Consider the following 17,193-nt stretch of genomic DNA (forward strand, 5'->3'; position numbering starts at 1 on the left):
CCCCCCCCCCCCCCCCCCCCCCCCCCCCCCCCCCCCCCCCCCCCCCCCCCCCCCCCCCCCCCCCCCCCCCCCCCCCCCCCCCCCACTACCGTTGGTTTGTCCAACGCCCTTTGGCTTAGAACATCTCCCGCTGCAGGCTCAAGGTACTCAGTACCTTGCTGGAGATTTCTTCGATCGAAGTGTGGGTAGTGCTCAGGGTCGGAATGCGCTCCATGCGGAACATGGTCTCGGCCGCAGCGACCTCGCGCTTGCAGGTCTCGAAACTGGCATAGCGCGAATTCGGGCGCCGCTCCTGGCGGATCTGCTGCAGGCGTTCCGGGTCGATGGTCAAGCCGAACAGCTTGTTGCGGTACGCGCGCAGCCGCGGCGGCAGGCGATCCTGCTCCAGGTCTTCCTCGGTCAAGGGGTAGTTGGCCGCGCGGATGCCGTAATGCAGTGCCAGGTAGATGCAGGTCGGGGTCTTGCCGGCGCGCGACACCGCCACCAGCACCACGTCGGCCTCGTCATAGTTCACCGCGATGCCATCGTCGTGGCTCAGCGCGAAATTCATTGCATTGATGCGCCGATGGTAGGTATCGAAGTCCACCATGCCGTGCGCCTGCCCCACCTTGGAGTGCCGAGCGGAGCTGAGTTCCTGCTCCAATGGCCCGATGAATGGGGCGAAGACATCCAGAACCAGCGCCCCGCTCTCTTCCAGAATCATCCCCAAACTGGAATCCACGCAGGAACTGATCACGATCGGACGCACCTGGTAGCGCTCGCCGGCGGCCCGGATACGCGCGGCCGCGTCGTGGGCCTTGTCGGCATCGTCGACGAACGACATGCGATCAGTCACGAAACTGAAGCCATTGAACTGGGTCAACAGACTGTGGCCAACGGTCTCGGCGGTGATGCCGGTGCCGTCAGAAACATAGAAAACCGGCCGGATTGCCGTCATGAAAGCTCCCTTCAGAATGTGATCCTGACCACAGGTCAAGCGTGATGGCCTAGCCTGTCCCGGAAAAGACAAGCACAAGACAAAGTATTGTCACAAGCTTGTGCGGCTTCGGTGTGCACTGCATCATATTGGCTTCTTCCTACGGACGTGGCCATCCCAAGCCCGCCACGGGCGATGGCCTCAACGGAGCATCGCGCTTGAACGAGAATATCCTGTGGTTGCATGAGCTGCGCTTGGCCGATCTGGCCCGCGTAGGTGGCAAGAACTCCTCGCTCGGGGAGATGATCGGCAATCTTGCCGGTCTGGGGGTGTCCGTCCCCGGTGGTTACGCAACCACCTCCGAAGCGTTCAAGGACTTCATTGCCCACAACGACCTGTCCAAGCGCATTTTCGACAAGCTGGCCACGCTCGACGTGGAAGATGTCACCGCCCTGACCGTTGCCGGCAAGGAAATCCGCAACTGGGTGATCGATGCCCCGCTGCAGCCGCAGCTGGACAAGGACATCCGCGATGCCTACGCCAAGCTGAGCGCCGAGAATGGCGGCGGTGACATCGCCGTTGCCGTGCGTTCCTCGGCCACCGCCGAAGATCTGCCGGATGCCTCCTTCGCCGGCCAGCAGGAAACCTTCCTCAACGTCACCGGTGCCGACGATGTCGTGCACAAGGTCAAGGAAGTGTTCGCCTCGCTGTACAACGACCGTGCCATCGCCTACCGCGTGCACCACGGCTTCAAGCACGAAGACGTGTTCCTGTCCGCTGGTGTGCAGCTGATGGTGCGTTCGGGCGTCGGCTCCTCCGGCGTGCTGTTCACCCTGGACACCGAATCCGGCTTCCGCGACGTGGTGTTCGTCACCTCCTCGGTCGGCCTGGGCGAAATGGTCGTGCAGGGCGCGGTCAATCCGGACGAGTTCTACGTCTACAAGCCCAGCCTGCATGCCGGCAAACCGGCGATCCTGCGCCGTTCGCTGGGCTCCAAGGCCATCCGCATGGTCTATTCGGACGTCCCGGGCGAGCGCGTCAAGATCGAGGACACCCCGGTCGAGGTGCGTAACACCTTCTCGATCAGCGATGAGGACGTGCAGGAACTGTCCAAGCAGGCGCTGGTCATCGAAAAGCATTACGGCCGCCCGATGGATATCGAGTGGGCCAAGGACGGCGTCAGCGGCAAGCTGTTCATCGTCCAGGCGCGCCCGGAGACCGTGAAGTCGCGCGCCAAGGCCACCCAGATCGAGCGCTACGCGCTGCAGGAAAAGGGTGAAGTCATTGCCGAAGGGCGCGCCGTTGGCGCCAAGATCGGCGCTGGCGTGGCCCGCGTGGTCAAGTCGCTGGACGACATGGCCCGCGTGCAGCCGGGCGACGTACTGATCGCTGACATGACCGACCCCGACTGGGAGCCGGTGATGAAGCGCGCGTCGGCCATCGTCACCAACCGTGGTGGCCGCACCTGCCACGCCGCGATCATCGCGCGTGAGCTGGGCGTGCCGGCCGTGGTCGGCTCGGGCAATGCGACCCAGCTGATCCAGGATGGCCAGGAAGTGACCGTCAGCTGCGCCGAAGGCGATACCGGCTTCATCTACGCCGGCAAGCTGGCCTTCGACCGCAGCACCACCGATCTGGGCAACATGCCGCCGGCACCGCTGAAGATCATGATGAACGTGGCCAACCCGGAACGTGCCTTCGATTTCGGCCAGCTGCCGAACGCCGGCATTGGCCTGGCACGTCTGGAAATGATCATCGCCAGCCACATCGGCATTCACCCGAATGCGCTGCTGGAATACGACCGTCAGGATGCTGCCACCAAGAAGAAGATCGACGAGAAGATTGCCGGCTACAAAGACCCGGTGAGCTTCTACGTTGACCGTCTGGCCGAAGGCATCGCTACCCTGACCGCTTCGGTGGCACCGAACCCGGTGATCGTGCGCCTGTCGGACTTCAAGTCCAACGAGTACGCCAACCTGATCGGCGGCAACAACTACGAGCCGCACGAAGAGAACCCGATGATCGGCTTCCGCGGCGCCAGCCGTTATGTCGACCCGAGCTTCTCCAAGGCCTTCGCACTGGAATGCCAGGCCGTGTTGCGCGTGCGCAATGAGATGGGCCTGGAGAACCTGTGGGTGATGATCCCGTTCGTTCGCACCCTGGAAGAAGGCCGCAAGGTGGTGGAAGTACTCGCCGCCAATGGCCTGAAGCAGGGCGAGAACGGCCTGAAGATCATCATGATGTGCGAAGTGCCGTCCAACGCACTGTTGGCCGATGAATTCCTGGAAATCTTCGACGGCTTCTCGATCGGCTCCAACGACCTGACTCAGCTGACCCTGGGCCTGGACCGCGATTCCTCGATCGTCGCGCACCTGTTCGACGAGCGGAACCCGGCGGTCAAGAAGCTGCTGTCGATGGCGATCAAGAGCGCACGCGCCAAGGGCAAGTACGTCGGCATCTGCGGCCAGGGCCCGTCCGATCACCCGGATCTGGCCGAATGGCTGATGCAGGAAGGCATCGAGTCGGTGTCGCTGAACCCGGACACCGTGGTCGACACCTGGCTGCGTCTGGCCAAGCTGAAAGCCAATAGCTGATCTGGCTGTTGATGCATGAAAACAAAACCCCGCCTTGGCGGGGTTTTGTTTTGTCTGGGTGCTAGCGATGGTTCTGATTGTCTTTGTGGGAGCGGTGTAAACCGCGAAGCCACAGATCAGTCAGACCGCAAACATGCCGGTGATTTCAGCAGCCCCAGCTTCGCGGCTTACACCGCTCCCACAACAGCTGCAGGCTGTCACACCAACTCCGCCGCTGCCGCCACAACATCCGCATCACCCGGCAGCACCAGCAGCGCCGCACCAGCCAGCGGCGTATACGTATCCACACCAGTCACCCGCCGCAGCGGCACCTGCCCATGGCCGGCCTCGACCAGGGCGGTGATCACGCCCTCGCCGACGCCGGCGCTCTGCCGGCCTTCGTCGAGCACGATGATGCGCTTTGCGCCCTTGGCCTGCTCGGCGATATAGCCGGCATTGAGCGGCACCAGCCAACGCAGATCGACCACCCGCACCTTCCAACCGTGTTGCTGCTCGATGGTCTTGGCAGCACGCAGCGCCATCGGCACGCCGTTGCCGTAGCTGATGATCAGCAGATCGTCATTGCCTTGGCCATAAACCCTGCCCTCGCCCAGCGTCAGCGCCTGATCCGGTGCCGGATACGGGAACAGCCATTGGCCATCGCCAGCGGCATGCAGGTCCTTGGTCATGTACAGCGCGATCGGCTCCAGGAACACGCAGACCCGCCCGTCGACCTTGGCCAGGGCCGCAAGCGTGCGCAGCATTGCCGCGGCATCATCGCCGCGCGATGGGCAGCCAACCACCAGTCCCGGGATGTCGCGGATGGCAGCGATTGAGTTGTCGTTGTGGAAGTGCCCGCCAAAGCCTTTCTGATAACCAAGTCCGGCGATGCGGATCAGCATCGGATTGCGGTACTGGTCATTGGAGAAAAACTGCAGCGAACAGGCCTCCCCACGCACCTGGTCGGCGGCGTTGTGCAGGTAAGCCAGGTACTGGATCTCCGGCAGCGGCAGCATGCCCATATTGGCGAAGCCCTGGGCCATGCCCAGGATCATGGTTTCGTCGAGCAGGGTATTGAACACACGGCGCGGACCAAATGCCTTTTGCAGCCCCTTGGTGACGGTGTAGACGCCGCCCTTCTGCGCCACGTCCTCACCGAACAGCAAGGTCTCGGGGTACTTGGCGAACAGGTCATGCAGCGCCTGGTTGATCTGCACTGCCAGATGCTTGGCCGGCTGATTCTCCGGCAAACCAGTCTCGCTGCCGAACACCTGCAGACGCCGTTCGCTGTAATCGGAGCGCGCCGCCTCGGACTGCACTTTGTCCGGCGTATACGGCGCCAGCGGCCCGATCACGTCCTGCAGTTCGGTCAGGCGAGGACGCTTGTCGGCATCCTCGGCTGCAGCGAAACAGCGCTGACGGGTGTGCTCATACAGGGCCAACACTTCGGCCTTGTCCATCAGCCCGGATTCCACCGCAACCTGCGCCGAACGCAGCAGCGGATCGCCGGCTTCCACCGCGCACAGCTCCTCCAGCGCCCGCCACTCGATCTCGAAGTCGGTACCGGCATGGCCCATCAGACGGGTGGTGCGCAGATGCAGGAAAGTTGGCCGCCGCGTGCGCCGGCAATGCTCGACCGCACGCTCCACGTCGGCGTAACCGTTGACCAGATCCAGACCATCGGCATGGAAGTAATCCAGCCCTGGGCGATGCCGGAAGCTCTCGGCGATCCAGCCCTCCGGGGTCTTCACCGAGATGCCGATGCCGTTGTCTTCGCAGACGAACAGCACCGGCGCCGGCAGCTTCTGGAAGCTGCTCCAGGCGGCCGCATTGAACGCGGTCTGCGCGGTGGCGTGATTGGCCGAGGCATCGCCGAACGAGCAGATGGTGATGCTGTCATCGGGAATCGGCAGGCCCTGCCCCAGTCGCTTGCCCGCTTCGATGGCCATTGCCGTGCCCAGCGCCTTGGGCAGGTGCGAAGCGATGGTCGAGGTCTGTGGCAGCACCCACAACGGTTTACTGCCCCACACCTTGTGCCGACCACCGCTGGCCGGGTCGTCCTTGCTGGCCGCGAACGACAGCGCCGAGTCCATCACCGGGTCCATGCCCGGCAGCTTGCGGAAGCGCTCGGCCATGAAGCCGCCGGAACGGTAGTGCAGGAAGGCCGGATCGGTATGGCGGGCAGCGCGGGCCACCATGGCATTACCTTCGTGGCCGGACGAGCCGATCGTGTAGAAGACCTTGTTCTGCACGCGCAGCACGCGTGCCATCAGGTCCAGATGGCGACTGATCAACTGCGATTCGAACAACTCGCGGAAGCTCTGCGCATCCAGCGTGCTGCCGGGCAGTATGGGTGCGGCCGGTTGTGGCTCCTGCTCCGGGCCGGGCGGCAGCGCACCGACGAATTCGATGAAATTGGTATCGCAGATCTCAGCGCGGTTCAGGCCCTTCATGCGCGCCGGGATGGGGTTCGGTACACGAGCAAACATGCAGACAGACTCCACAGCAAACAGGTGAGACAACGGAATCAAGCATCGATGCGAAAGTTCAGCCCGCGAGTATCGGCATGAAGCCGGGCTGCGCCTGCACGGCCTGCAGCCAGCGCTGGATCGCCGGGTAGGTCGACAGGCCTATGCCGCCGTCTTCGGCAACAGCGGTATAGGCAAACAGGGCGATGTCGGCCACACCGTAGTCAGCGCCGGTGAACCAGGCATTGTTCTGAAGATGGCGCTCCATCACCGCCAGGGCGTCATGGCCCCGCTCGCGCAGCCGCGGCAGCTCAGCCCTGCGCGGCGAATCGGCCTGCGTCCAGATGCTGATGAAGCGTGCAACAGCGATGTAGGGTTCGTGGCTGTACTGCTCGAAGAACATCCAGGACAGCGCCTGCGCACGCTGCCAGCCATCACTGGGCAGGTACGGGGTGCCTTCTGCCAGCCAGAACAGGATGGCATTGGACTCGACCAGCACGCGACCATCGGCGCGCTGCACCAGCGGGACTTTTCCATTGGGATTGAGTGCGAGGAATTCCGGCGTGCGGGTCTGGCCGTCGGCGCTGTTCACCTCGACCCAGTCGTAACGCGTGCCCAACTGCTCCAGCAGCAACCTCACTTTGTGGCAGTTGCCCGACGTGGACATGCCATACACCCGCAACCCTGCACCCGAAACACTCACTGATCCACTCCCCGCTGCTGACTGGCAGACGACAGTATCCATCTGACCGGATCAAGGGGGCTGCGGTAAAGCTGCGACCGCAGCAAAAATCTATCAGCGCCGCGCCATCCATGCGTGCCGGGATTGCTCCCACACATCCACCTCGATATCGGCAGGCGCCGGCAGGCGCGCCTGCCGCAGCAAGGTCGCACCCAGCTTTTGCGCTACCGCCACCGAACTGGTGTTGGCCGGCACGATGGTATGGATCACTTCCTGCCAACCCAGCGCATCGAACGCCCAGTCAATGCTCGCCCGCGCTGCTTCCGGCGCGTAACCACGGCCCCAGAATTCCGAAGCAATGCCCCAGCCCACTTCCGTACCCGGCCATCCGTGCGGCTGCCACGGCCCGACCCGGCCAATCCAGCGCCCGCTGCTTTTCTCGATCACCGAGAACATGGAGTAGCCGAGCAACTGCCAACTCCCGGTCAGCGCCGCCAAGCTGCGCCACGCCACAGAAGGCACCTGTACGCCGCCCAGATGCTGCATGGTCTGTGGATCGCTACAGAACGCAGCGAAGGCGTCGAAGTCCCCGGCTGCCGGTGGACGAAGCAGGAGGCGTTCGGTTTCCAACTGCAGATCGAAAATGCTCATCACACCTCCTACGGAACCGGCACACGAAGAGGCTGAGATTGCACCGACCAGCCAAGAGGGTCAAACAAGCGGGCGATCGACTGTAGCCCGGGTAAGCACGGCGCACCCGGGCACCCGGCCTGCGTGCAGGAGCTTGCATGTAGGAGCGGCGTGAGCCGCGAAGCTGACGTAGCTCAATCACCACGCAATTACCTGCGCATCTGATGGCATGCGTGCTTCGCGGCTCACGCCGCTCCTACAAAAGCAAAAATCCGATGCCAGAGGTCTGGCATCGGATTCCGGGTGACTCAACTGCTGAAGAGAGCAGGTTTACGGCTTGCGCTGGTTACTGGCGGTTTGCCGCCGGTGCCATCGCCGCGGTCTGCGTGACCAGCTGACCGTCGATCACCGGCAGGCGATCGCTGGCCGGCTTGTCCTGCATGCGCACGGTCTTCTCGGCACCGTCGTAACGGTAGGTCACGTCGTAACCGATGGTCTGGTTGGCATTACCCAGCGACACGCGCTCGCCCGGACGGCTGTCCATGCGCATGGTGCCGGTGCTGCCATCAGGCTTGCGGTAGCTGACGTTGTAACCGGTGATGCGGCTGGACTCGGCCGTGCGCTGTTCGGTATGGCACTGGCGCTCGGTGCGATTGACCACACGACCGCCGACATGGCGCTTGTCGACCTGGTTACCAATCACGCCACCGGCGACGGCACCGGCCGCAGTCGCAGCCTTCTTGCCATTGCCGCCGCCGACCTGGTTGCCCAGCAGACCGCCGATCAGCGCACCGGCAACCGTGCCACCCACGTTGCCATCACGCTCGGGCAGGCGCTCCTGCACCACCACATCCTCGCAGACTTCATGCGGGGTGCTGGTGGTGGAGGTTTCGCGGATCGGGTCACTGCCGGTGACGGTGCCATAGACACGTTCCTTCTGCGTGACCGGCGCTACCTTGAGTACGTCGGCGTACTGCAGCTGCGGTTCGGCCGGGGTCTCCACCTTGCCGGTAACAGCGGCATCGTCCACCAGTGGCGAGCTGTCCAACACCGGGCGCGCGCCTTCCACCAGCGGTGCCGTGCCGGCCTTGTCGCGGCCCTGCATGAAGGCGGCAGTGGCGATGCCACCTACCAGCAACGCGCCGGCGGCAACCAAAACGGTCGTGGTTGTGCTCTTCATGATCTGTCTCCGTGCGGCTGCCCGCGTTTGTCTTGGGTGAATTCCAGCACGAACTAGCTGAACAAAGCCCGGTATTTCTGTCACATCCCTATCGAAATGATCCAACTCGTCGCAATATTCAGCCTGTTGGCCCCGATCCTGCGGGGCAGCCTGAATCTCCCTTCATCTGGATACGCCATGTCGAGCATGATGTTGTCACCGTTTCTGGAATGGGCACGCAAGCTGCGCTACCCCACCCTGTTCAAGTTGACCGGTGCGCTGTTCGTCATCAGCATGCTGCTGCCCGACCCGATTCCGTTTGTCGACGAGATCCTGTTTGGCTTGAGCACCCTGTTGCTGGCCAACTGGAAGCGACGCAAGGATCCGGCTGAGCCGCCGATCCTGCCTGGCAAGCGCTGAGCCGTGCAGCTGGTAGACAGCCACTGCCACCTGGATGCCGCTGAATTCGACGCCGACCGTGAGGCGGTGATCGCCCGCGCCGGCGCTGCTGGCGTGGGCATGCAGATCGTACCGGCGGTGACCGCCGCCAGCTGGCCAAAATTGCGCGAGGTGTGCGCGGCAGGCACCGGACTGCATCCGGTTTACGGCCTGCATCCCATGTTCCTGGCCGAGCACCGTCCCGAGCATCTGCAGCAACTGCGCGATTGGGTGGAACGCGAAAAGCCTTGCGCCATTGGCGAATGCGGGCTGGATTTCTTTGTCGACAATCTCGACCCGGCGGCACAGCGCATGTACTTCCAGGGCCAACTTGAGGTAGCGCGGGACTTCCAGCTGCCGTTGATCGTGCATGCGCGCCGTGCCTTGGATGAAGTGATCCTGCGCATCCGCCGGGTTGGCGGACTCAGCGGCGTAGTGCACAGTTTTTCCGGCAGTCCCGAGCAGGCCCGGCAGCTATGGGATCTGGGCTTCATGATCGGCCTGGGCGGCCCCATCACCTATACGCGCGCCAACCGGTTGCGCGGCCTGGTGACGCAGATGCCATTGGAGTTCCTGCTGCTGGAAACCGATGCCCCGGATCAGCCGGATGCCGGCATCCGCGGTCAACGCAACGAGCCATCGCGATTGCGGCAGATCCTCGATACCGTCGCTGAGCTGCGGCAGCAGCCTGCGGCGGATATCGCAGCGCAGACCACGGCCAACGCAAAGCGGTTGTTCGGGCTGTAGGTCCGATTGTGGGAGCGGCGTCAGCCGCGAAGCCACAGCTCAGTCAGATCGCAAGCATGCTGGCAATTTCAGCAGTACCAGCTTCGCGGCTTACGCCGCTCCCACAAAGCACAACCGTTCGCAGGCTTCTACGCGCGGTTCTTCAGCAGCATCTCCAGCGCCTTGCCCACGGCCACGAATGCAAATGCACCGGTGATGTGCGTTGCCGCCCCCAGGCCACCGCCACAATCCAGCTTCAAGGCTTCGTCCGGGCCCAGGTTCGGGCGGATGCCGCATACACTGCCGTCGGCCTGCGGGTATTTCACGTTTTCCAGCGAATACACTGCCGGCACGCCGAAATAGCGCTTTGCACTCTTGGGAAAGTTGAACTCACTGCGCAGCTTCTTGCGGATCAACGCCATCATCGCGTCATGCTCGGTACGCGACACGTCGCGCACCCGCACCAGGGTCGGATCGGTACGCCCGCCAGCCGCGCCGATGGTGATCATCGGCAGCTTGCGACGGCGGCACCAGGCGATGGTTTCCACTTTTACCCGGAAGCTGTCGCAGGCGTCGATCACCAGGTCAAAACCACGGTCCAGCAGCTCGGCCATGTTGGCAGGGGTCAGGAATGACTCCACCGCCTCGACCTCGATATCCGGGTTGATCGCCCGGCAGCGCTCGGCCATCGCCACTGCCTTGTTGCGACCGTACTGCCCGGCCATCGCCGGCAGCTGGCGATTGGTGTTGGAGACGCAGATATCGTCAGCATCGATCAGGCTCAGATGGCCGACGGCCGAGCGCACCAGCGCTTCCACGATCCACGAGCCAACCCCGCCCATGCCAACCACAGCGACCTTGCAGCCACTCAAGTGGGTGATGGTGCCGGCCCCGTACAGCCGGTCGATACCGGCAAAGCGCTCACGCAATTCTTCTTTCATCCGCCCATTTTACGGCCTGCCCCGACCGGCGGCGAGCCGACCGCCGGCACGATGACGCGGGCTTCGCTTGTGCCACTGCATAATCGAAGCCAGTCCCCACCCCCGTTGCCATTAGCCTGGAGCCAACGCAATGTCCGACCCCGCAACCGCCCGCCCTCCGTCCAAAGCCTCGCGCTATCTGTTCGTCCTGCTCGCGGGCCTTTTGATCGGGGTGATTGCCACCGTGATGGGGATGCGCGCCATCCAGGCCCGCCAGGATCATTTTCCGGACAGCCTGATGACGGTCATGGCCAAGCAGACCCAGCTGCTGGGCGAGAGCCAGAAACAGAACCGCTGCAGCATCAATGACACCACGCCCCGCCTGCAGACCCTGCGTGCGCTGGCCAATGACCTGGAGACCGCATTCCCAGGCCTGCGTGATGACGAACGCTTCCAGCAACATGCCAGCCGCTACCGTGCCACATTGAATGATGCGCTGGCCAAGCCACCGGCAGATTGCGCAACGCTGGCTGCTGCAGTGCAAAAAATCGGCAGCGACTGCAAGTCGTGCCATCAGGACTTCAAGTAAGCAAACTGCGTTTTCACCTGTGATTGGCCCTCCATTCACATGCAAAACCGCAGGATCTTCGCCGCGGGTCACTCAGTAGTACCCACTTCCAATCTGGCAAGGAGAAACACCATGAAGATCCAACTGATCGCTGCAGGCGCAATTGCCAGTCTGGCGCTGGCCGGCTGCGCCACCTCCCCCGGTTACGGTGGTGGTTACAACAACGGCGGCTACAACAATGGTGGCAACTACGGCAACAACGGCGGCAATTACAACCAGAACCGCTGTACCGATTGCGGCATCGTCACCCGCATCGATACCGTAGCCTCCGGCCGCACCGCACCCAGCGCTACCGGCGCGATTCTCGGCGGTATCGTCGGCGCTGTCGCCGGCCATGAAATCTCCGACAAGACCGGCGGCAGCAAGGGCAACCAGAACATTGCCTCCGTGGCGGGCGCCGTTGGTGGCGCATTGGCCGGTAACAAGATCCAGCAGAACGTCACCGGCAACTCGTATGACATCCAGGTGCGCATGGACGATGGTCGCGTGATCGTGGTCAACCAGAAGGACCTGGCCGGCATCCGCGAGAACACCTATGTGCGCGTGGTCAACGGCCGTGTTGTCATCCGCTGAGCAAGCAGTTACAGCACTGAAAGAAAAGGCCCGCTTACGCGGGCCTTTTCTTGACTGGACTGCCGACCGGATCAGACCGGTTGTACGGCGTCAGCCTGCAGGCCCTTCTGGCCCTGCACGACGGTGAAGGTGACCTGCTGGCCCTCCTTCAAACTCTTGAAGCCATCGGACTGGATGGCGCGGAAGTGCACAAACACGTCCTCGCCACTTTCGCGGCTGATGAAGCCAAAGCCCTTGGCGTCGTTGAACCACTTGACGGTACCGGTTTCACGATCAGACATTTCGACTAACTCCTTGTAACGCTCTTGTTTGATGGATACGCCCGGTGAGGCGGCTGGTTGCAAGGAGGAAGCGAGGTGCAGCGATGTAGCAAATCCTTCGATCTACCCATCAGGCCACGATTCACGGTGACCTTGCCAAGCTCAGCGGCTGCAACTTAACCCGGCCCAAACCAAATTGCAACACCGCGCAACAGGTTAAAGTCAACCCCTATTGGACCCCCTTCAGAACACACATGGACTATTCATTCATCTTCTATCTGGTCGGCGCCCTGCTGGTTCTGGTCGGCATAGCCGGCATCATCCTGCCGGCACTCCCGGGGGTTCCGCTGGTTTTCGTCGGTCTGCTGCTGGCTGCCTGGGGCGACGGCTTCAACCGGGTCGGCTGGTTGCCGCTGGTGGTACTGGGTGTGCTCACGGTCATTTCGATAATCGTCGATGTGATCTCCACCATCGCCGGGGCCAAGAAGGTCGGGGCCAGCAAACTTGCCCTGATCGGCTCGGCCATAGGCACGGTGGTCGGGCTGTTCTTCATGCCGATCGGCCTGTTCGTAGGTCCATTCATCGGCGCACTGGGGGGGGAATACCTGCACGGCCGCCAGCTCGGCCAGGCCACCAAGGTCGGCCTCGGCACCTGGCTGGGAATCGTGCTAGGGGTAGCCCTGAAGCTTGGCCTGGCCATCACCATGGTCGGCGTATTCGCACTGGCGTGGTTCTTCTGAACCGTGTCGTGACTCCCCCTCGACAGGCGAATCGCCGACAATCCCTGACTAGCCACTGATGGCGGTGGGCGAGCCTTGCTGTTCGCCCCGGCCCGGCCACCCCACAGCGACCGGATGGAACCCATGCAAACCCGAGCCCTTTCACATGCCCTGCTGCTCGCCCTGAGTGGCATCAGCGCTACCGCCTTCGCCCAGGAATCGATGACCACGCCGGCCTCGCCGCAGGCCTGCTTCGCGCTGGAGACCGACGCCGCGCGCCTGGCCTGCTATGACAGCGCGCTTGGCCGCAACCCCATCGACACCCGCGCTGCCGATGCAGCCGCCGCTGCCGCACAGCAGGCGCGCAAGGAGGCCAAGGCCACCGCCAAGGAGCTGGACGAGCCGGTGCCGCGCCGCAACGAGCTGTTCGCCCATGACGAACTGGCAACGGCCGCCGCCAACGCCGGCCGCGGCTCCCTGCTGGACAGCCGTTGGGAACTGGCCAAGGACTCCAAGCTGGGGCTGTTCCAGCTGCGCGCCTACAAGCCGGTCTACCTGCTGCCCGCGTTCTGGAGCAGCAAGCCCAACGTGATGCCGCGCTCGCCCAACCCCAACAACACCGTGACCCAGGCCGAGGAGCTGGAGAGCACCGAACTGAAGTTCCAGCTCAGCTTCAAGACCAAGGTCACCGAGAACCTGTTCGGCGACAACGGCGACATCTGGGTCGGCTACACCCAGAGCTCGCGCTGGCAGGCCTACAACAGCGAGCTGTCGCGCCCGTTCCGTGAAACCAACTACGAGCCGGAGGTGATGCTGACCTTCCGCAATGGCTACTCGCTGTTTGGGTGGAACGGCCGCATGACCGGCATCAGCCTCAACCACCAGTCCAACGGCCGCAGCGATCCGCTGTCGCGCAGCTGGAACCGGGTGGTGGCCAACATCGGCCTGGACCGCGAGAACTGGGCCATCATGCTGCGCCCCTGGTACCGCATCCCGGAAGGCCGCCGCGATGACAACAACCCGGACATCGAGGACTACATGGGCCGCGGCGACGCCACCCTGGTCTACAACCGCAACGGGCATGAGCTGGCCATCACCGGCCGCCATTCGCTGCGCAGTGGCGCCCGCGCGCACGGCTCGCTGCAGATGGACTACGGCTTCCCGATCAACAACCTGCTGCGCGGTCATGTACAGGTGTTTGATGGCTATGGCGAGAGCATGATCGACTACAACCACCGCGCCACCTACATCGGCGTCGGCGTGTCGTTGCTGGAGTGGTTCTAAGACCATGAAGGCGACCATCTGGCACAACAACCGCTGCTCAAACTCGCGCGGCGCACTGGCCTTGCTGCAGGAGGCTGGCGTCGAGGTCGAGGTGATCAATTACCTCGACACGCCGCCTTCGCAGACTGAGCTACGCGAGCTGCTCACCGCGATGGGCATGCCCGCGCGCGACCTGCTGCGCAGCAAGGAAGCCGCCTATGCCGAACTGGGCCTGGCCGCCAAGCTCGACAACGAGACCGCACTGATTGAAGCAATGAGCGCGCACCCGGCGCTGATCAACCGGCCCATCGTGCGCACCGCCAAGGGCACCGCGCTGTGCCGGCCACCGGAAACCGTGCTGGGCTTGATCAGCTGAGCCTGCAACGCTGAAACAGCCGCACCGGCGCAGGCAGCACCTGCGCCGGTGCTGTTTCAGTTCGCCTTGGCGCTGGCCTGGACGATGGCATCGTAGAGCTCTTCAAAACTTTGCTGAGGCTGGAACAGCTCGCCGTTGATGAAGAATGCCGGCGTGCCGTTTACCCCGCTGCGCAGGCCGCTCTCTACATCACGCTGGACACGCTGCAGTTTCTCGCTGTCATCCATTGCCGCAGCCAGACCTTCTTCAGGCAAGCCCAGCTCGCGCATCAGTTCGCGATACACCACTTCGCCCAGCTGCTGCTGGCTACGAAACAAGGCATCGTGCGCCTCCCAGAACTTGCCGTGCACTGCGGCGTACTCAGCAGTGATTGCCGCCGGTAGCGCCTGCGGATGCGACTGCACCAACGGGAAGTTGCGGAACACCAGGCAGAGTTCGTCGCCAAAGCGCTGCTGCAGCCGCTTGACCAGCGAGAACGCCTCGCCGCAGTAAGGGCATTGGTAATCGGCGTATTCCACCAGCACGACCGCCGCATCCAGACGGCCCTGGATATGGTCACTGGCACTCACCGGCACACTCAATCTGCTCATCCGCCCACTCCAGATCATTGCTGGCATGCCGACGCGAGGCCTGGCACGTGCCCACTGCGGTAACGCTAACCGGAGGGCTGCTCAGCCTGCGTGAATTGTGCTGCCAGAGAATGCCGGACTACTTCCCCCGTTCAGCAGACACAGGCAGAATCGGCCGACCAAAGACAGGAAGTCCCCCATGGCCCGTGCCCGCCGCTCATTCTTTGCCTACGGCTCCGCGTTGCTCGGCGTCCTGAGTCTGCTGGCGGTGGCCTGCTTCCACTTCCCCGAACTGCTGACCAGCCGGGAATTCCGCGCGGTCTACAACGAGCAGTTCGCCCGCCATCTATTGCTGGTCGGCCTGGCCGCCGCCTTCATCATGGGCACCGTCGCGATCCTGCGTGATCGCAACAAGCGTATCGCCACCCTGGGCGTCGGCACGGCAACTCTGGCGGTGCTGCTCGGCGGCACCAATGTCCAGTTCGACGCCATCGGCCAGACGCCGTACTCACTGGGACTGGACTGGTTCGTGCTGTCGCTGTTCTTCTCGGCGCTGGTCTTCGTGCCGCTGGAACGCTACCTGGGCAAGCGCGAACTGTCGCCGCTGCGCCCGGGCTGGCGCACCGACGTGGCCTACTTCTTCATGAGCCATGTGCTGGTACAGTTCATCCTGATCCTGGTGACCGCCTCCACCTCGACGATCGCCGGTTTGGCCGCCTTTCCGTCATTGAAGGCGGCCATCCAGTCACTGCCGGTCTGGGCACAGTTCCTGATTGCGGTCTTCGTCGCCGACATGGCGCAGGCCCTGCTGCACCGCGCCTACCACAACATCCCCTGGCTCTGGCGCTTCCACGCGGTACACCACTCAAGCCGGCATATGGATTGGCTTGCCGGCTCGCGCGTGCATTTTGTCGAGATCGTGCTCACCCGCAGTGCGGTGTTGCTGCCGCTGCTGATCCTCGGCTTCTCGACCTCGGCAGTGAACGCCTACGTGATCCTGGTCGGCCTGCAGGCGGTGTTGGCACACGCCAATCTCGGCATCCGTTTCGGCTGGCTGGAATACCTGCTGGTACTGCCGCGCTACCACCACTGGCACCACGCCCGGCAGCAGGAGTACATCGACGTCAACTACGCCATCCACCTGCCGCTGGTGGACATGTTGATGGGCACCTTCAAGCTGCCACGCGATCAGGCGCAGTGGCCGCAGGAATACGGTGTGATGAAGCTGGAGACAGTACCGAACGGCATCATCAAGCAGCACCTGATGCCGTTCCAGGGCTGGCGCAAGTTCGACGACCACGTGGATTGAGACAGCCGCGCCCATGTTTTTGTGGGAGCGGCGTCAGCCGCGAAGCCACCAATGTCACCGCACAACCGCGCTTACAACCAATCACTGATCCCTTCGCGCCGATAAACCTCGGCAAACGCAGGCCGCGCCTTCATCCGCGCCGCATGCGCAGCCAACACCGGCCAGTTATCGGTTGGGCGCGGCATGTTGCGGCTCCAGCGCATCAGCATGGTCAACATGAAATCGATGACACTCAACTGCTCGCCCAGAACGTAGGGACCATTCGCAGCCAGGTGATCTGCCACCTGCTGCCAGGCAGCCTCCAGCTGGGCGCGAGCGCGCAGCTTCACCTCGTCTGCATTCGACTCCCCCGCCGGCTCCTGCGGGTAGAACCAGCCGCGATACGCGGGCATCAAGGTGTAGATGCAAAAGCACATCCAACGGTAGTAATCACCGCGCGCAGCCGTACCCGGCGCAGGCGCCAGCGCTGCCTGCGGATGCAGATCGGCCAACTGCATGGCAATGGCGCCGGATTCGGTCAACACCTGTCCATCGATGATCAGCGCGGGCACGCGGCCGGCAGGGTTGATCGCAAGAAATTCAGCTGACTTCTGCTCACCGCGTTCAAAGTGGAGCTGGCGCAGCTCATGCTCAATACCGAGCTCGATCAACAACCAATGCACCACCAACGACGCTGTACTTTGCGATCCGTACAAAACAACCGACATGCGCTGAGTCCCCGGCTGGAAAAACACATTCTAACCAGGCCAGACACCGCACTTGTAGGAGCGGGGTAAGCCGCGAAGCTTATGAACCAACCGCCGCAGCAACAGCAAAAATCCAAAGCACCCCTCCCCCAACCCTCCCCTTGCCTGCGGCAAAGGGAGGGCGTAGTGCCGAGCCATGCTCGGCAGAGGCTTTGCCGGGGAAGCATCAAATCACCAGCTTCGCGGCTTACGCCGCTCCCACATTCCAGTGGCGCTGATGGGGTGCAGGGAAATCCCC

General features: G+C 63.3%; 18 protein-coding genes. 9 read left to right on the forward strand and 9 right to left on the reverse strand.

Going from position 1 to position 17,193, the window contains the following annotated elements:
• Window positions 1-115: 115 nt before the first annotated feature.
• Window positions 116-937, reverse strand: coding sequence for a posphoenolpyruvate synthetase regulatory kinase/phosphorylase PpsR (gene ppsR, locus ACVOLV_RS19090; RefSeq protein WP_303746536.1), 822 nt, complete (start codon window positions 935-937; stop codon window positions 116-118).
• 197 nt (window positions 938-1,134) lie between these two features.
• On the opposite strand from ppsR, the gene ppsA reads away from it, so the two are divergent.
• Window positions 1,135-3,510, forward strand: a complete 2,376-nt coding sequence (gene ppsA, locus ACVOLV_RS19095) for a phosphoenolpyruvate synthase (RefSeq protein ID WP_481555738.1) — start codon at window positions 1,135-1,137, stop codon at window positions 3,508-3,510.
• 197 nt (window positions 3,511-3,707) lie between these two features.
• Here the strand turns inward: ppsA and ACVOLV_RS19100 are convergent, their stop codons facing one another.
• The 4 genes from ACVOLV_RS19100 to ACVOLV_RS19115 form a co-directional block, all read right to left on the reverse strand.
• Entirely contained in the window at window positions 3,708-5,978 is a 2,271-nt protein-coding gene (locus tag ACVOLV_RS19100) for a thiamine pyrophosphate-dependent enzyme (RefSeq protein ID WP_481555739.1), read from the reverse strand.
• A 58-nt stretch (window positions 5,979-6,036) separates the two neighbouring features.
• Complete coding sequence (locus ACVOLV_RS19105) at window positions 6,037-6,639, reverse strand: glutathione S-transferase family protein (protein WP_481555752.1); 603 nt, start codon at window positions 6,637-6,639, stop codon at window positions 6,037-6,039.
• A 114-nt stretch (window positions 6,640-6,753) separates the two neighbouring features.
• Window positions 6,754-7,290 carry a GNAT family N-acetyltransferase gene (locus ACVOLV_RS19110; protein ID WP_481555740.1) on the reverse strand — a complete coding sequence of 179 codons (537 nt, stop codon included), beginning with the start codon at window positions 7,288-7,290 and terminating at the stop codon, window positions 6,754-6,756.
• A 325-nt stretch (window positions 7,291-7,615) separates the two neighbouring features.
• Window positions 7,616-8,449: a glycine zipper 2TM domain-containing protein gene (locus ACVOLV_RS19115; protein ID WP_481555741.1), complete on the reverse strand. Its 834-nt coding sequence runs from the start codon at window positions 8,447-8,449 to the stop codon at window positions 7,616-7,618.
• Between the two features lie 177 nt (window positions 8,450-8,626).
• Here ACVOLV_RS19115 and ACVOLV_RS19120 point away from each other — a divergent pair, with 177 nt between their 5' ends.
• On the forward strand, window positions 8,627-8,848 hold the full coding sequence (locus tag ACVOLV_RS19120; protein ID WP_062166057.1) for a DUF6116 family protein: 222 nt from the start codon (window positions 8,627-8,629) through the stop codon (window positions 8,846-8,848).
• Between the two features lie 3 nt (window positions 8,849-8,851).
• Entirely contained in the window at window positions 8,852-9,613 is a 762-nt protein-coding gene (locus tag ACVOLV_RS19125; protein ID WP_481555742.1) for a TatD family hydrolase, read from the forward strand.
• 128 nt (window positions 9,614-9,741) lie between these two features.
• Here ACVOLV_RS19125 and ACVOLV_RS19130 read toward each other — a convergent pair whose 3' ends face one another.
• On the reverse strand, window positions 9,742-10,533 hold the full coding sequence (locus tag ACVOLV_RS19130) for a tRNA threonylcarbamoyladenosine dehydratase (RefSeq protein ID WP_481555743.1): 792 nt from the start codon (window positions 10,531-10,533) through the stop codon (window positions 9,742-9,744).
• A 130-nt stretch (window positions 10,534-10,663) separates the two neighbouring features.
• On the opposite strand from ACVOLV_RS19130, the gene ACVOLV_RS19135 reads away from it, so the two are divergent.
• Complete coding sequence (locus tag ACVOLV_RS19135; protein ID WP_481555744.1) at window positions 10,664-11,101, forward strand: cytochrome c; 438 nt, start codon at window positions 10,664-10,666, stop codon at window positions 11,099-11,101.
• A 111-nt stretch (window positions 11,102-11,212) separates the two neighbouring features.
• Window positions 11,213-11,713, forward strand: a complete 501-nt coding sequence (locus ACVOLV_RS19140; RefSeq protein ID WP_481555745.1) for a glycine zipper 2TM domain-containing protein — start codon at window positions 11,213-11,215, stop codon at window positions 11,711-11,713.
• A 71-nt stretch (window positions 11,714-11,784) separates the two neighbouring features.
• Here ACVOLV_RS19140 and ACVOLV_RS19145 read toward each other — a convergent pair whose 3' ends face one another.
• Window positions 11,785-11,994, reverse strand: a complete 210-nt coding sequence (locus ACVOLV_RS19145; protein ID WP_057631916.1) for a cold-shock protein — start codon at window positions 11,992-11,994, stop codon at window positions 11,785-11,787.
• 233 nt (window positions 11,995-12,227) lie between these two features.
• Between ACVOLV_RS19145 and ACVOLV_RS19150 the strand changes: the two genes are divergently transcribed.
• The 3 genes from ACVOLV_RS19150 (at window position 12,228) to arsC (ending at window position 14,331) form a co-directional block, all read left to right on the forward strand.
• Complete coding sequence (locus ACVOLV_RS19150) at window positions 12,228-12,713, forward strand: DUF456 domain-containing protein (RefSeq protein WP_481555746.1); 486 nt, start codon at window positions 12,228-12,230, stop codon at window positions 12,711-12,713.
• Window positions 12,714-12,827: 114 nt separating this feature from the next.
• Window positions 12,828-13,976: a phospholipase A gene (locus ACVOLV_RS19155; RefSeq protein ID WP_481555747.1), complete on the forward strand. Its 1,149-nt coding sequence runs from the start codon at window positions 12,828-12,830 to the stop codon at window positions 13,974-13,976.
• A 4-nt stretch (window positions 13,977-13,980) separates the two neighbouring features.
• Window positions 13,981-14,331 carry an arsenate reductase (glutaredoxin) gene (gene arsC, locus ACVOLV_RS19160; protein ID WP_481555748.1) on the forward strand — a complete coding sequence of 117 codons (351 nt, stop codon included), beginning with the start codon at window positions 13,981-13,983 and terminating at the stop codon, window positions 14,329-14,331.
• Window positions 14,332-14,387: 56 nt separating this feature from the next.
• Here arsC and ACVOLV_RS19165 read toward each other — a convergent pair whose 3' ends face one another.
• Window positions 14,388-14,921 carry a DsbA family protein gene (locus tag ACVOLV_RS19165; protein WP_481555749.1) on the reverse strand — a complete coding sequence of 178 codons (534 nt, stop codon included), beginning with the start codon at window positions 14,919-14,921 and terminating at the stop codon, window positions 14,388-14,390.
• Between the two features lie 178 nt (window positions 14,922-15,099).
• Between ACVOLV_RS19165 and ACVOLV_RS19170 the strand changes: the two genes are divergently transcribed.
• On the forward strand, window positions 15,100-16,209 hold the full coding sequence (locus tag ACVOLV_RS19170; protein ID WP_481555750.1) for a sterol desaturase family protein: 1,110 nt from the start codon (window positions 15,100-15,102) through the stop codon (window positions 16,207-16,209).
• Between the two features lie 71 nt (window positions 16,210-16,280).
• Here ACVOLV_RS19170 and ACVOLV_RS19175 read toward each other — a convergent pair whose 3' ends face one another.
• Window positions 16,281-16,916: a glutathione S-transferase family protein gene (locus tag ACVOLV_RS19175; protein WP_481555751.1), complete on the reverse strand. Its 636-nt coding sequence runs from the start codon at window positions 16,914-16,916 to the stop codon at window positions 16,281-16,283.
• Window positions 16,917-17,193: the final 277 nt, after the last annotated feature.

It is taken from the genome of Stenotrophomonas sp. STEN023 (assembly GCF_056760135.1).